The organism is Falsihalocynthiibacter sp. SS001 (assembly GCF_042445055.1).
GTDB lineage: Bacteria > Pseudomonadota > Alphaproteobacteria > Rhodobacterales > Rhodobacteraceae > Falsihalocynthiibacter.
Window position 1 is genome coordinate 13,249 of record NZ_CP170340.1, and the last position, 13,387, is coordinate 26,635.

The following is a 13,387-nucleotide window of genomic DNA, read 5'->3' on the forward strand; positions in this document are numbered from 1 at the left end:
ACCTTACGCATAAGTTATTAATGGAAGGTTTAGAGGATATAGAAATTATGGCATGAACGGCTCTTTGATTTCGTCGTCGATTGCGTTGATGGGCAGTCGGGGACTGGGCGTTATTTTGGAGTTGCTGACGACCGTGTATCTCGCGCGGCACTTGTCGTTGGCGGCTATGGGGCAGTTTGCGCTGGCGTATTCACTACTCGGGCTTGTTCGGGCTACGGGATCGTTCGGGGTGGATCAGGCATCGGTGCGTCAGATTGCGCGCGCTTCGCATGGAGCCGTCGTAAGCGATGAGGCGCAGAGGTTGAGTCTCGCGGGGATCGCGATAGCTCTGATATGTGGAGCTCTTCTCGGTCTGTCTATGTTTGGTTTGCATCTGTTGACGGGTGTTAACATCATGCTGGCATTGGCGATTCCTGCGTATGTTTTCATCGGGTTAATGGTCGGGCAGATCCGTGGCCTAGGGCATAACCTGCTCGCTCAGACGCCCGAGGCCGTGGGGCTGCAGCTGGCTATTCTGGCGATTGTCGTGTTGTCGGGCGCAGATAGCGCGATTGTCGCGCTATGTGTCGCGGGCTGGGTGATCGCAATGGTTCAGATCGCGATACGTGCTCGTGTCGGCCTGAAATTAGACGTTGGACTTGATCTCGCTCCGATGAAGCGGCTGATTTCCGAGGGTTTCGGGATATTTCAAGCGCAAGTTTTCACGGTTTTAGCGATGCGGGCGCCTGTGTTTCTCGCTGCGGCAGTTTTGGACCTGCGACCACTGCGATTGTCGAAGTTGCAACAAAGTTCGGAAATTTTCCTTCACTGTTAACCAATTCGGTCGGAGCGATCTTCGGAGTGTGGCTAATTGAACGGGTTTTTCCCCCCGAATATCAGTTGGCATTCATTCCCGCGCTGATTATCGGAGGTGGATCGTTAATAAATGCGGTTTTTGGCCCGGCAAGTAACGTATTCTTAATGTCTGGTCGGGCAAATATTGTGAGACGATTCTCAATTTACAGGCTCTGTGCCGTTGTCGTGGTGCCGGTAGCTTTCTTTGCGCTTGGGGGCAGTATCGCGATTGCATTGGCAATGTTCATTGGGTTTGTAGTTCGCGATGTCGGGTTAACTGTTCGGGCAAATCGTTTTGGTTTCTAGTTAAGCGGATAGCGCCAGCAGCGAAGAGTAAAAATGCCGAGTTAGGCCGAGATAAATACGCATTCGATACCATTGAAGCGACCAAAATCGCCAGCACCAGCGCAAGCAGCGCGCCATTGCCTCGCAGAGCAACAAGTGCCCAGAACCAGATGAAAGCTAAGAGACCGAGGAAGCCGCCTTCCCACAGGACCTTAAGAATATCGCTGTGCGAATCTTTGGCATCCCACCACCATGTCGATGTTCGCAAGAGGTCTGTTCCTGGTCCGGAACCAAAGAGAAGCTCAGTAATCCCGCGTTGGTTTAGTAATTCGAGGCGTTCGGCATAATTGCTCAGACGTCCGCTGGAAAAATCGTTAAAGTTTGTCAGATCAATGGTTAACGAAATGGCGATCATCGCGAGTATTGATACAGCACCTGTAGCCAATAAAATGCCGAGGTTCTCGCGAAAGAAACGGTTCCTGAGTAGCCACTCAAAAAACAAGTAGGCAACCAGGAACAGGAGCGGAGTCCGAACGCCGTTCCCAAGTAATAAAAGTAAACAGAGGACCGTGGCTGTCCGAAATGCGACGCCGCGCTGCGACCAATAGACAAGGAATGCAGCGACCAAAGCGTAGCCCGTTGCGTGAAGATTTGTGCTAAACGGCGCAAACCGCCATGAGTTGTTGAGATAGACACGCGGTTGAAATGCTGCGTGTACTGCGGCGGAGATTAATATAGTTAGTGCACTGAATATAATCAATTTTTCTGATATTCGGCTACTGCAGGTTATGAGCGCGACGAGCGCAACATATGGTGATAATTGACGAACCGCAGTCGTTGCGGATGCCTCGTTGGAGGGCGAGAAGGCAAAGGCGATTAGCCCGATTAGGCAATAGCACACAATCGGAAATAGCAGAGCCACATCCCGACGATCGTCGTTGTTTGACCAGTGTGCGAGCATGGCGAAGACATACAACAGGTTAATTCCTCCGGCGAGCGCTAGACGACCGCCTGCGGGAACATAGTCGAAGGCGAGCAGCAGGAAGAGGTGCAGACCGATTGCCGCGTTAATCATAATTAACGCAGCACCCGTTTGTAGGCGTCAATCAGTGCTGGAATTTGATGCGGCCAAGCAAATTTACCCTCGACCCGCGCGCGCCCAACCGCACCCATTCGAGTGCGGGCTTCGGGGTTGGCGAGCAGAGTTTCAATTTTGTCTGCAAAATCAATCGGATCATTGGGGTGTGCATAGAGCGAACTCTCGCCCGCCGAGAAACGCCCTTCGGTCACATCGAACTGAACGATTGGTTTGCCAAACGCCATGTACTCGAGGATTTTATTCATGGTCGACTGGTCATTCATTGGATTAACGCGATCCGGATTCACGCAAATATCGGCTGTGGAGAGGACCTCAAACAGCTCTTGATCGGGCGCGCGGCCGATAAAATTAACCACGTCCTGCAGGCCCATTTCTGCGGACAATTCTTTGAGGTCTTCGAGTGCGGGGCCGCCGCCGACAAGCACGAATTGGATGTCATCACGGCCGCGAACCTGCACCAATTCGGCAATCGATTGTAGCAGTAGGTCGATGCCCTCTTGCTCGCCCATCACGCCAACATATCCGATGAGGAAGCGGCGGTTGTTCTTCCAAGTGTTAACGGGTTCGACGGATTTGACGCGTTTTAGATCTGGTCCCGACCGTACGACAAAGACGTTTTCTGGGCGCATCTTCCCGCGCTTTATCGCAATTTTTCGGTAGCTTTCGTTGGTGGCAATGGACACGGAGGCGGTCGCAAATGTGAGGCGCTCGAACGCACGTATAAGTCGCCAGAAAAAACCGCGCTTGTTGAATTTTGCCTCGAAGAGTTCGGGGTTGATGTCGTGATGGTCGAATAGAAATCGTTTGCCCAAGAGTCGGAATTGCCACGCAACCAAGAAGATCAAATCAGGCGGATTGCATCCGTGGATTACGTTAAACCCATGCTTAAAAAGGATCTTCCATGATAGAGAGCTTTCGTAGAACAGGGCCGCACCGTACTCGACTAGATACCCAAGAGCACCTTTTGCATCCAGCGGAAGCGGGTGGCGATAGATGTGAATGCCTTCGAGTTGCTCGTATCTCGCCTCAAAACCCTTGCCCGTTGGGCAGATAACACAGACCTGCGCGCCCGCCGCGCGAAGGGTGCGCGCCTCGAGCCAAACCCGACGATCGAAGGGAACCGGCAGGTTTTCTACGATGATCAGTATCTTTTGATCTGAAAGGGGTTGTTGCTCTTGGAGGGTTTCGAAGGAGGGCGTGGTCATGGTTAACAAATTCGTTCGTACTTGAGTGGTTTTGTTAACGATTAAGTTGGACTGTTTAAGAATCTGTTAATTTTTTGCGTTTAGGCGTCAGGGCAGGGCAGTCAAAAGGAACATGCGGTGGGGCGTCATATTCGCGAAAATTTGGGGTGGTATGCAAGGCGCGCCGCGTCGATGTCGGTGTCAGAGGTTGGGCACCGCATTCACGAACAAATAGTGCGCCAAAATGGTCGCCGCGTTAACCAAGAAGACTGGTACAATCCCGAGGCGGGGCTGCCTGCAATCGCGATTTCTGATGAAAAATTTAATCAAATTGCGGGTAAATGCCTAGAGGAATGGCGCGCGGAAACAGAGCGCGTACGGACGGGGCGCTGGTGCTTCTTCGGTCAGGAATGGGCGCCGGTTTCGCTGGCAAATCTGTGGCATTATGACCCCGTTAACGGTGAGGCGTGGGAGCGCGATATTTACTGTTTTGACGTGCCGTACCGCCATCGCGCGGATCGGGGCGACATTAAGTATACTTGGGAGGTTAATCGGCTCCAATTTCTTCCCATAATCGCGGCGCTTTATCGTGCGGAAGGTCGGGTGGAGGATCGCGAACTCACCCTTAGACTTATCGAGAGTTGGATCGATGAAAACCCTGTTTTTTATGGAGTAAATTGGGCATCTGGGATTGAAATTGCTCTGCGAGCAGTCAGCATCACATTGGCGATTTCGTTGCTGGATGCGGAGCGGATTCCTACCTCATTGCAACATAAAATTTCGCGGAGTTTGCAGGCACACTTTTACTGGTTGGGACGATATCCGTCGCGGTTTTCGTCGGCAAATAATCATCGCATTGCAGAGTTGGCGGCGGCGTATTTTTTGGGTCGATTGATGCCCGCGATTCCCGGGGCGAACCCTGCGGCTGCGCTGGCCGAATTGAACGAAGAGATGTTGCGCCAAATAACCGAGGACGGTGTCGGGGCCGAGCAGTCGCCTAGTTACACTTGCTTTACTATTGAGTGGTATTTGTTGATTCGAAGCGTCGCGGAAACGGTCGGGGATACCGTGGATGCGCGCGTTTCAGAGCGGTTGCGCGCGGCGGCGCGCCATCTGCGCTGGATGATGGATGCGGACGGGAACGTGCCGCGCATTGGGGATGATGACGAGGGGCGCGTCATTATTTCTGGTACAGACGAAAAGGACTACGTGACGCAGATTCTGGCGTCGCTTGCGAAATGCTGCCCAGAATTTGCGCCTCCGTCGGCACGGGCGCATCTGCGGCAGGTCTGGATGGGCGCGCAGTCAGGTGGCAAGGCACCACAGGGCGCGGCGTTCTTTGACGTGGGCGGCTATAGTGTTCTGCGGCATAAAATCGCGGGGCGTCAGAGCATGATCGCGATGGATCATGGGCCGCTCGGGTATTTGTCGATTGCGGCGCATGGGCATGCGGACGCGCTCGCGGTTTGGTGGCACGTGGATGGTCAGCCGGTTTTCGTGGATGCGGGAACCTACCTGTATCATTCGGGCGGGACGTGGCGCGATAAGTTTCGCGGAACGGCGGTGCATAATACGCTCTGTCTTGCGGGACAGAACCAGAGCAAAATCGCGGGGCCTTTCAACTGGTCGCGCCGCGCGACGGCCACGCGGATTCCAATGGCGCGCACGACGGGCGGACTTTGTATCGAGGCGGAGCAAGATGGGTACCTGCGTGATATTGGCGTGCGGCATCGGCGCAAGCTGGCCTTGGACGTGCCCAATGGGTATCTGATTCAGGACCGCTTGATCGGACGCGCCAGTTCAGTTGAGGGGATGTTAACCTATGTTTTGCACCCTGATATTGCGGTGCATCTTACCGCAAATGGCGCGTTAGAGTTAAGTCACGCAGGGCGTAAGTTCGCGCGGATTTCGTTGGAGGGCTATGCGTTCAGCCTCGAGAAAATCCCGTATTCTGCGCAGTTCGGAGAGCGCCAGACAACGACCGCATTGCGCGCAATAATCCCCGCTTCAGGATTGTTGGGGCAGGGCGTTGAAACCAGGATTAACCTCTGTGATTAGCGCACCGATTGTGATTGTGGGCCAGCCGCGGAGTGGTTCAACGATACTGACCCGATGGGTGAATAACGACCAGCGGGCCTTTGTTCTTAACGATTTCTATGTGCTGCAGCGCATTGATGCGCTGGGATTGTGGGGGCCTTTGAGCTCCGGCGATGCCCGCGAAATTGCTATGTGGGTGTATCGGATTTTGGAAATCCGTTGCACGCAGGAAATAGGCAAAACGCTTGAACAACCCGTGCACCTATCGCTTGCTGATCTGGCGATTGTGAAATCCTTAGCAAATGGCCCGTGGGACGAAGGCATCCTTTGGAGTGATGTAATCGGCCAGATTTTACATCGGGCAGCGGAACTTGCGGGGGCGGATTTTTGGGGGTGGAACACGCCGCAAGATCATCAGCACCTAGAGCGTATTTTTGCGGGATTTCCCGATGCCAAAGTTCTGTGCCAATTGCGTCAACCCGATGCGATGCTGGCGTCATACAAAAATGTTGACGGATGGTGGCACGATGCGCGGCGCTATAACCCAATGGTTTTAGCGCTCGCGTGGAAGCGCGCTGCGCAGAACGCGGCGTCTTGGAGCGCGCGCAAACCGTCGCAAGTTAAGTTCATTCGATACGAAGACTTGGTGCGGCGTACGCCCGAAACAACCACCGAGATTTCCAATTTTCTTGGGATAGGGCAGCGGGTTGCCTGCCTTGGATCGTTCGGTCGCAACTCGTCGATGCAGGGAAAAAAGCCGAAGAAAGTGACGGGATTGGAAAGCTGGGTGGCGTATCGGATTTGCGGTCGGGAAGCGGCAGAGCTTGGATTCTCGGAGCGTGTAGACGCGCGGTGCCAATTTGGTGATTTCGTCGAGGCCGCGCGGATCACGGGCGCTTCGTTTTCGCTGTTGGTTTCTGACTATTTGTTCAATTCGGATCGGCGGAGGCGGTTGATCCGCTTGTTGTTCAAAACCTAGGGTTTGGCCCGCCCGTGGGCGGACCAATGTGTGTCTATTGCACCGTAATTTTCCGAATCCAACCGTTCAAAAACTCGCTCGTCGCGTTGCTTCCGAGATAAAGCGAAGTGACATGATCGGCAGCAGGGCCATCGGTGGAAGTCGCGCTGCCACTCGTGCCGTTGAAGCTGTCGGACCACGCGATTTGCAATGTTTCGCCCGAGGTGGTCAGGGTCATGGTGTGGATGCCGACCGCGGTCGCGCCGCCAACGCCAGAGTTCAAACCCAAGGCGCCGGATTGGTTACGGATCTGGGCGAAACTTGTGCTGCCAGCGCGGATGCGCGAATAGCCCGCGTCGCCCGCCCATCGCACCACGTTGCTCACGCCATTCTGGGCGAATGCGCCGCTTTGGCGTTGCTCCCACTCGATGCTGAAGGTCATGTTTTCGGGCGAAAACCATCCCAAATCCAGCGGAACAACAAAATCATCGGCACGTGTGGAAGCGGCTCCATTCGTTGGAATTGGCGAGCTGGCGAAGGGGCCATTTTCAACCTGCACCCATTGCGGAGCCCCCGAAATCGTCACCGTGATGGTGCCCGCTTGGGCGAGGGTGAAGCTTTGGGAACTGGCCGTCGCGAGGGTTGCGTCGCCCGAGATTGCCACACTTCCACCCGTGCCGACCGATGCGGTGTAGGTGCCCGCGGCCAAGGCAATCGATTGGGTCGCGGGCGCGAAACTGTTGAGAAAGTAGTTCTCTCTGGCTTCCTCAATCAACAGTCCGCGCGACGAGCGGCGCAGAGTGTCTGGCGCGAAATGCGTGCCGTCCGCAAGGCGCCCGACGGTCGAACGCGTGCATTGAAATACGCTCTCGATCGGGACGGATTGCCCGTCGATCGCGGCCATCCCCGTGGTGAAATCGCAGAACATTTTGGTCCCCTGCAGGTCATTTTGCAGCGCGCGGTAGGGCCAAATTTGCGTCCCCAAGCCCATCATTACACGAACCCTACCAAGGATTGCGCGCTGGTTCCTGTGGCGAAAACTTTGCGCAAACGAATGGGGAGAACTGTCCCTGCGGGGACGTTTTCGAGGGTAACCTGGCTGCCCTCGCGGGTGATTGCGGTGATGGTGCCGCCCTGACCGACATAGATCGCGCGCGGAACTTCCACGAGGTCGGCGCCGTCATTTGGCGCGATGGCAAAGGCGTCGATTGCGGGGCTGTTGGTGGTGGGGGTGATGCCTCGGTAGCGGTCGATCATTTGGGAATCTCCTGAATTGATTTCGGAAATTCGGTTATAGGCGCGGCCGTTTAACGCGCTTCTAACGCAACGCGCGATGGGCGTTGCGGGGCATAATATTCAAAGGAAAACAGGCATGAAGATCGCGATTTTTGGGATGGGCTATGTGGGCTTTACGGCGGCGTGTTGTATTGCGAGCGAGGGTCACGAGGTTATCGGCGTTGACGTTAACGATTCCAAGATCGCGGATGTGAACAACGGCATCGCGCCATTTGAGGAGCCGGGATTGCAGGAATTGATGACGCCGAGCACGCAAGCGAGGCGGCTCTTGGCGACGAAATCTGTTCCTGATGCGCTCGCGAATGCGGATATGGCGATTGTCTGTGTCGGCACGCCCAGTGGCGTCGATGGTGCGCACGATATGCGCTATATTGCGGATGTTTCGCGCCAGATCGGAACGGCCCTTGCGCGGGAAAAACCGCTTGCGCCGGTGACGGTTGTGTACCGCTCGACAATGCGGCCCGGAACGATGAGAAAGTTAATAATCCCGATTTTTGTGGCCACCCTTGGGGCGGATTGGGCGGCGCATGTGACGCTCGTTTATAACCCCGAATTTCTGCGCGAGGCGCAGGCGATTTCCGACTATTTCGACCCGCCCAAAGTGGTGATTGGCACGATTGACGGCAAGCCAAATGAAGTGCTCCAAGCCCTGAACGTTAACATTAATGCAGAGGTGTTCGTGACCCCATTTGAGGAGGCCGAATTAACCAAGTTCGTGGACAATTCATGGCACGCGGTGAAGGTGGCCTTTGCCAATGAATTCGGGCGAGTCTGCCAGAAAATGGGGATATCGGCGCGGCAGGTTCACAAGATTTTCGTGGCGGATACCAAGCTCAATATCTCGCCGTATTACACCCGCCCAGGCGGGGCGTTTGGCGGAGCTTGTTTGCCCAAAGATGTGCGCGCGTTTCAGTATATTGCCAACGACATCGGTGCGAATACGCATCTGGTGGACAGCTTGCTTCGATCAAATGAGGCGCACAAAAACCATCAGTTTGATCACATCACGCGCCATGCCGAAGCGGGGTCGAAAATCCTCATGGCGGGGCTAGCGTTCAAGGCGGGGACGGACGATCTTCGCGAGAGTCCGAACATTGATTTGGTGCGCAAATTGTTAGAGGCGGGGTATGATGTGCGGGTGTTTGATCCGTGTCTTTCGCCTGATAAATTGCGTGGGCATAACCTTGGGTATCTCTACTCTACGCTGCCGCAAATCGATGCATTGCTGATTGATGCGCCTGCCGCAGAGGCGGGCGATTGGGATTTGGTCGTTGTGTCAAACGCAACGGGGCAGGCGCTCAACTTGTCAAAATTCAAAACGCTGGAGACCCACTGCATCGCTTAGGGCGTGACGTATTTGCGCCAGTTGTGCTCTTCCTCAAAGTCGAGAACCTCGCGGATTTTGCGATTGGAATAGAGCGCCTCTTGCGGGTCCAGATCGCGGGTAACTTTTACGTCAGGATAGAAGCGTTTGATGATTTCTTCGTTCGGGATATCGACAGAATTGGTGTCATTCCCCGCGTTGAAGATTTGAAATCCAAGCCCGTCGGTCGCAAGGCAGCGGTCTACGATTTGGCCAAGGTCGCGCGCATCAATATAGCAGAAAATATTGCGGCGACGCACTGCGGGATCGGCAAAATATTCGCGGAAGTTCTCGTACTCGTGCGGCTCGATCACATTGCCAATTCTGAGGCCGTAAATATCGATACCCGAGCGGCGCTGAAAGGCGCGGGCTGTCTTTTCGTTTACCACTTTGCTCAGGCCGTAACTGTCCATTGGGTTAACGTCGTGTTCCTCGTCCACGGGCAGGTAATCCGGACGGACTTCGCCATCGGCAAAACAGACGCCGTAGGTAGTTTCGGATGACGCGAAAATCACCTTGGGGATGCCAAGTTTGACCGCAGCTTCGATTACATTATAGGTCCCGATTGTGTTAACGCGGAAAGTCTCGTGATCGGGGTTAATGAGAATGCGCGGCACGGCGGCAAAGTGGACAACCGCGTCGAATTTCGGTGCGCCTGTTCCAAGGTCGAGGTCGTCGAAATTTGCGTAGCTCGTCATGACGTTAAACATCGCGCCAGAGTCCGTGATGTCGGCGATCAGGTTGTCGATGCCGTCCTCCACCAATGGCGTAAGGTCCACGTTTACCACGCGGTGCCCTTGATCGCGCAGATATCGGCACGCGTATTTACCCGCTTTGCCTGAGCCGCCTGTAAAGAGAATGCGCATCGTCTGCCCCCCGTGTTAACCAATTTGGGGGAGCTTAGTGCCCACAGATTTTACCCGCAAGTCGCAAAGGTTTGCGCCAAAGGGGCGCCCCTGATATTGAGAATCTATAATGTCAGATTCCGCCACCCTTGAACGCGCTACGCCAGAAAAATCCCCTGAGGGGGAAATGATCGTGTGTCCGCAGTGCGACGCGGTTTACCAGATTATCCGTCCTCATCATGGTGAACGCGCGGTGTGTTCGCGGTGCCATACGGTGCTGATTGCGCCTCGGCGCAAGGCGGGGCTTCAGATCATCGCGGTATCTCTCGCCGTTGTGGTGTTGATCATTGCGGCGGCGGTATTCCCGTTTCTGAGCATCGAGGCGCAAGGAACCATGAACGCCGTTTCGATCATTGATGCCGCACTCGCGTTTCGGCACGGGCCGCTGATCGCGGTGTCGATGTTCACGCTCGCGTTGATTATCATCATTCCGCTTCTTCGCGTTCTGCTGGTGCTTTATGTGCTAATCCCGATCGTCGCGGACCGCCCACCTGCGCGTTATGCGATGGAAGCGTTCCAGATTTCCGAGGTTCTGCGCCCGTGGTCTATGGCCGAGGTTTTCGCGATTGGCTGTGCGGTGGCGTTAACCAAAGTTGCCGGTTTGGCCGATCTTCACACGGGACCGGCATTTTATATGTTTGCGGCACTGGTTATTCTGGTTGTCGTTCAGGACAATTTCATGTGTAGGTGGACGGTATGGAACGCGCTGGACCCAGAGACGAAACGTTAACGGCGCGCGACGTCGGGGTTGTTGCCTGTCGTCGTTGCACCAAGGTCTGGCCCGAGGGGCAAGAGACCTGTGGCCGTTGCGGCGCGCGGATTATTGGCCGTGATCCCAGAAGTTTACAGCGCGTTTGGGCGTGGTGGTTTGCGGGTTTGATCCTCTATATCCCTGCGAATGTCTATCCGATGCTTGTGACCCGCACATTGCTGTTTGATCAGGAAAACACAATTATCGGCGGGACGATTGATCTGATGCATCATGGTTCCTACGTGGTTGCGCTTGTGATTTTGGTCGCGAGTGTGATGGTCCCGATGGGGAAGTTTCTGTCGATCGCGTTCTTGGCAATTAGCGTGCACCATCGGTCCGTTGTACCCAAGGGGCAGCGGCATATGCTCTTTGAAGTTGTTGAATATATTGGGCGCTGGTCCATGATCGACGTGTTTGTCGTTGCTATCCTGTCGTCGCTTGTGCAACTGAATACAATAGCGACAATTAATCCCGGGCCTGCCAGCCTTTTCTTTGCCTTATCGGTTATTTTTACGATGTTATCTGCTTCTAATTTCGATCCTCGGATGATTTGGGATGTTGAACAAAAAGCCCACGAGGAGCGCACATAAATGACGCGTACACCTACGCCCGTTAAAATTGAATCCAAGAAATCTTCGTTCTGGTCGGCACCGTCTCTTGTCTGGATCATTCCGATCTTGGCGCTTGTGATTACGCTCGGAATTGCGTGGCAGGCGTTTGAACGGCGCGGGCCGTTGATCGAGATTTCCTTTGAAAACGGCACAGGAGTCGCGGCTGGCAAAACCGAGCTGCGCTATCGCGATGTGACCGTCGGAAAAGTTGAAAAAGTGGAATTTGCCAAGCGGTTGGATTCTGTTGTTTTGTCTGTTCGGTTGCACAAGGATGTCGCGCCCTATGTGGATAGTGGCGCGAAATTCTGGGTCGTCAGCCCGCAGGTAACCGCACAGGGGATTTCGGGGCTGGATACCGTAATTAGCGGTGTTTTCATCGAAGGGTCGTGGGACGAGATCATCGGTGAAAGTAGTAAATCCTTTGTCGGTCTGGATGAAATGCCATTGATCCGACCGGGTGAGCGCGGCTTGCAACTTACGCTGCGCTCGGGGCGGGGCACGGCGCTGACGGATAATGCGTCGATCCTGTTTCGTGGGATCGAAGTGGGCCGCATCGGGCGTGCGCGTATCGTTCCCAACGGCGATTTCGCCATTTCAGAGGCCGTTATTTATGATGATTTCCGTCATCTGATCAGTGACAAAACGCGGTTCTGGGATGTGTCGGGATTTGAATTCAATGTCGGAGCAGGCGGAGCAGAGATTCAGTTCCAATCGCTCACGTCGTTGGTTTCTGGCGGCTTGACCTTTGATACGATTGTGTCCGGCGGTCGCGTGGTTCAGGACGGGCATGTGTTTCAGGTTTTCTCAAACGAAAGCGAAGCGCGCGCCAGTGTCTTTAGCGGGCCAGACGCCAAGGCGCTTGAGATGACCGTTGTGTTTTCCGACAATGTTGCGGGCCTGAAAAACGGTGCCGTGGTTGAGTGGAATGGCCTGAAGGTGGGCGAGGTCACGAACATCGCAGGGGTCGTCGATTCAGAGAAATATGGCGATGAAAACGTCCGCCTGAATGCGACAATTGCGATACAGCCTGCACGATTAGGGCTTGAAACAGATACAACCACCGAGGGTGCGCTTGCACTATTGCAACATCAGGTGTCCGAAGGGCTTCGGGCGCGGCTGGCATCGGCGAGCCTGTTGACGGGGGGCCTCAAGATTGAGCTGATCGTGGATGAAACCGCGCCACCCGCCGAAGTGGATATGTCGGGCGATCCGTTCCCGATCTTCCCATCGACCCAGAGCCAGATTTCGGATGTAGCGGCCTCGGCTGAGGGAGTTTTCACGCGGATCAACAACCTTCCGATTGAGGATCTTTTGTCGAGCGCGATTGACTTGATGGACTCTGCGAATGCGTTCTTTACCGATGATGCATTGCGCGGTGCGCCAGAGGATTTGCGCGGGTTGATTGGCGATGCGCGTGGCCTTGTTGGTTCGCCAGAGGCCAAGCGCGTGCCGGTTCAGCTAAACGAAGCGCTTGAGCGGTTCGATGGCCTATTGGCCGAACTCGAAGAACAGCAGGCGATTGCGAAACTTGCCGATGCGCTTGAGGCGGCGGCGGATGCAGCGGGTGGTGTGGATACCGCGATTGCGGGCGTGCCCGATTTGATCGAGCGGTTGGAAGCAGTGACCGCCAAGGCCGAAGCGCTCGAAGTTGAGGCGCTCGTTTCCTCCGCGAACGAGGTTCTGGATGCGGCGGCGGGCTTGATTGCTTCGGACGCAACGGCGGAATTGCCGGCGTCGCTCTCGGCGGCCCTTTCGGAAATTCGCGAAACATTGAAAGAGCTTCGCGAGGGTGGGGCGGTTACAAATACCAACGAAGCCCTTGCCTCGGCGCGGGATGCGGCGGATGCGGTTGCGGTTTCAACCCAAGAGTTGCCCGCGCTGGTCGAACGGATGAACCGCGTTCTGTCGCAGGCCAGTTCAACGCTCCAGACATATGATGCAAGCTCCGACATTAACCGTGGCGCCAAGGATGCCCTGCGCGAACTGCAACTTGCGGCGCGGGCGATTAGTGACCTTGCGCGGACCATTCAACGCAACCCGAATTCGCTATTGTTAGGAAGATAA

At 55.2% G+C, this 13,387-nt stretch carries 12 protein-coding genes; 7 read left to right on the plus strand and 5 right to left on the minus strand.

The features are described 5' to 3' along the window. Positions 1-52: 52 nt before the first annotated feature. Positions 53-814 carry an oligosaccharide flippase family protein gene (locus ACFE33_RS15225; RefSeq protein ID WP_380058847.1) on the plus strand — a complete coding sequence of 254 codons (762 nt, stop codon included), beginning with the start codon at positions 53-55 and terminating at the stop codon, positions 812-814. A gap of 264 nt (positions 815-1,078) precedes the next feature. Here the strand turns inward: ACFE33_RS15225 and ACFE33_RS15230 are convergent, their stop codons facing one another. After that, positions 1,079-2,194, minus strand: coding sequence for a hypothetical protein (locus ACFE33_RS15230; RefSeq protein WP_380058849.1), 1,116 nt, complete (start codon positions 2,192-2,194; stop codon positions 1,079-1,081). Positions 2,195-2,196: 2 nt separating this feature from the next. Beyond that, positions 2,197-3,423 carry a glycosyltransferase family 4 protein gene (locus ACFE33_RS15235; RefSeq protein WP_380058851.1) on the minus strand — a complete coding sequence of 409 codons (1,227 nt, stop codon included), beginning with the start codon at positions 3,421-3,423 and terminating at the stop codon, positions 2,197-2,199. A 117-nt stretch (positions 3,424-3,540) separates the two neighbouring features. Here ACFE33_RS15235 and ACFE33_RS15240 point away from each other — a divergent pair, with 117 nt between their 5' ends. Continuing rightward, positions 3,541-5,460 (plus strand): heparinase II/III family protein, encoded by a 1,920-nt coding sequence (locus ACFE33_RS15240; RefSeq protein ID WP_380058853.1) that lies wholly within the window; start codon positions 3,541-3,543, stop codon positions 5,458-5,460. Beyond that, positions 5,453-6,418, plus strand: a complete 966-nt coding sequence (locus ACFE33_RS15245) for a sulfotransferase family protein (protein WP_380058855.1) — start codon at positions 5,453-5,455, stop codon at positions 6,416-6,418. Before ACFE33_RS15240 ends, ACFE33_RS15245 begins: the two co-directional genes overlap by 8 nt. A gap of 34 nt (positions 6,419-6,452) precedes the next feature. Here ACFE33_RS15245 and ACFE33_RS15250 read toward each other — a convergent pair whose 3' ends face one another. Then, a complete protein-coding gene (locus tag ACFE33_RS15250; RefSeq protein ID WP_380058857.1) occupies positions 6,453-7,325 on the minus strand; it encodes a hypothetical protein in 873 nt (290 codons plus the stop codon). Positions 7,326-7,390: 65 nt separating this feature from the next. Beyond that, complete coding sequence (locus tag ACFE33_RS15255; RefSeq protein ID WP_380058858.1) at positions 7,391-7,654, minus strand: hypothetical protein; 264 nt, start codon at positions 7,652-7,654, stop codon at positions 7,391-7,393. A 115-nt stretch (positions 7,655-7,769) separates the two neighbouring features. Here ACFE33_RS15255 and ACFE33_RS15260 point away from each other — a divergent pair, with 115 nt between their 5' ends. After that, entirely contained in the window at positions 7,770-9,038 is a 1,269-nt protein-coding gene (locus ACFE33_RS15260) for a nucleotide sugar dehydrogenase (RefSeq protein ID WP_380058860.1), read from the plus strand. On the opposite strand, the gene ACFE33_RS15265 is transcribed toward ACFE33_RS15260, so the two are convergent. Further along, positions 9,035-9,922, minus strand: coding sequence for an NAD-dependent epimerase/dehydratase family protein (locus tag ACFE33_RS15265; protein WP_380058862.1), 888 nt, complete (start codon positions 9,920-9,922; stop codon positions 9,035-9,037). The genes ACFE33_RS15260 and ACFE33_RS15265 overlap by 4 nt on opposite strands. Positions 9,923-10,031: 109 nt before the next feature. On the opposite strand from ACFE33_RS15265, the gene ACFE33_RS15270 reads away from it, so the two are divergent. The 3 genes from ACFE33_RS15270 to ACFE33_RS15280 are packed head-to-tail and all read left to right on the plus strand — an operon-like array spanning position 10,032 to position 13,387. Next, the gene (locus ACFE33_RS15270) at positions 10,032-10,691 is read left to right on the plus strand and encodes a paraquat-inducible protein A (RefSeq protein ID WP_380058864.1); all 660 of its coding nucleotides are present in this window, start codon (positions 10,032-10,034) and stop codon (positions 10,689-10,691) included. Continuing rightward, a complete protein-coding gene (locus tag ACFE33_RS15275) occupies positions 10,658-11,302 on the plus strand; it encodes a paraquat-inducible protein A (RefSeq protein WP_380058866.1) in 645 nt (214 codons plus the stop codon). The genes ACFE33_RS15270 and ACFE33_RS15275 overlap by 34 nt, the downstream gene beginning before the upstream one ends. Further along, a complete protein-coding gene (locus ACFE33_RS15280; RefSeq protein WP_380058868.1) occupies positions 11,303-13,387 on the plus strand; it encodes an intermembrane transport protein PqiB in 2,085 nt (694 codons plus the stop codon).

Bases quoted from the DNA above. Each gene is read 5' to 3' on its own strand.
- ACFE33_RS15225 (WP_380058847.1), top strand. From the start codon at position 53: ATGAACGGCTCTTTGATTTCGTCGTCGATTGCGTTGATGGGCAGTCGG.
- ACFE33_RS15235 (WP_380058851.1), bottom strand. From the start codon at position 3,423: ATGACCACGCCCTCCTTCGAAACCCTCCAAGAGCAACAACCCCTTTCA.
- ACFE33_RS15270 (WP_380058864.1), top strand. From the start codon at position 10,032: ATGTCAGATTCCGCCACCCTTGAACGCGCTACGCCAGAAAAATCCCCT.
- ACFE33_RS15265 (WP_380058862.1), bottom strand. From the start codon at position 9,922: ATGCGCATTCTCTTTACAGGCGGCTCAGGCAAAGCGGGTAAATACGCG.
- ACFE33_RS15280 (WP_380058868.1), top strand. From the start codon at position 11,303: ATGACGCGTACACCTACGCCCGTTAAAATTGAATCCAAGAAATCTTCG.
- ACFE33_RS15260 (WP_380058860.1), top strand. From the start codon at position 7,770: ATGAAGATCGCGATTTTTGGGATGGGCTATGTGGGCTTTACGGCGGCG.
- ACFE33_RS15250 (WP_380058857.1), bottom strand. From the start codon at position 7,325: ATGTTCTGCGATTTCACCACGGGGATGGCCGCGATCGACGGGCAATCC.
- ACFE33_RS15255 (WP_380058858.1), bottom strand. From the start codon at position 7,654: ATGATCGACCGCTACCGAGGCATCACCCCCACCACCAACAGCCCCGCA.
- ACFE33_RS15230 (WP_380058849.1), bottom strand. From the start codon at position 2,194: ATGATTAACGCGGCAATCGGTCTGCACCTCTTCCTGCTGCTCGCCTTC.
- ACFE33_RS15275 (WP_380058866.1), top strand. From the start codon at position 10,658: ATGGAACGCGCTGGACCCAGAGACGAAACGTTAACGGCGCGCGACGTC.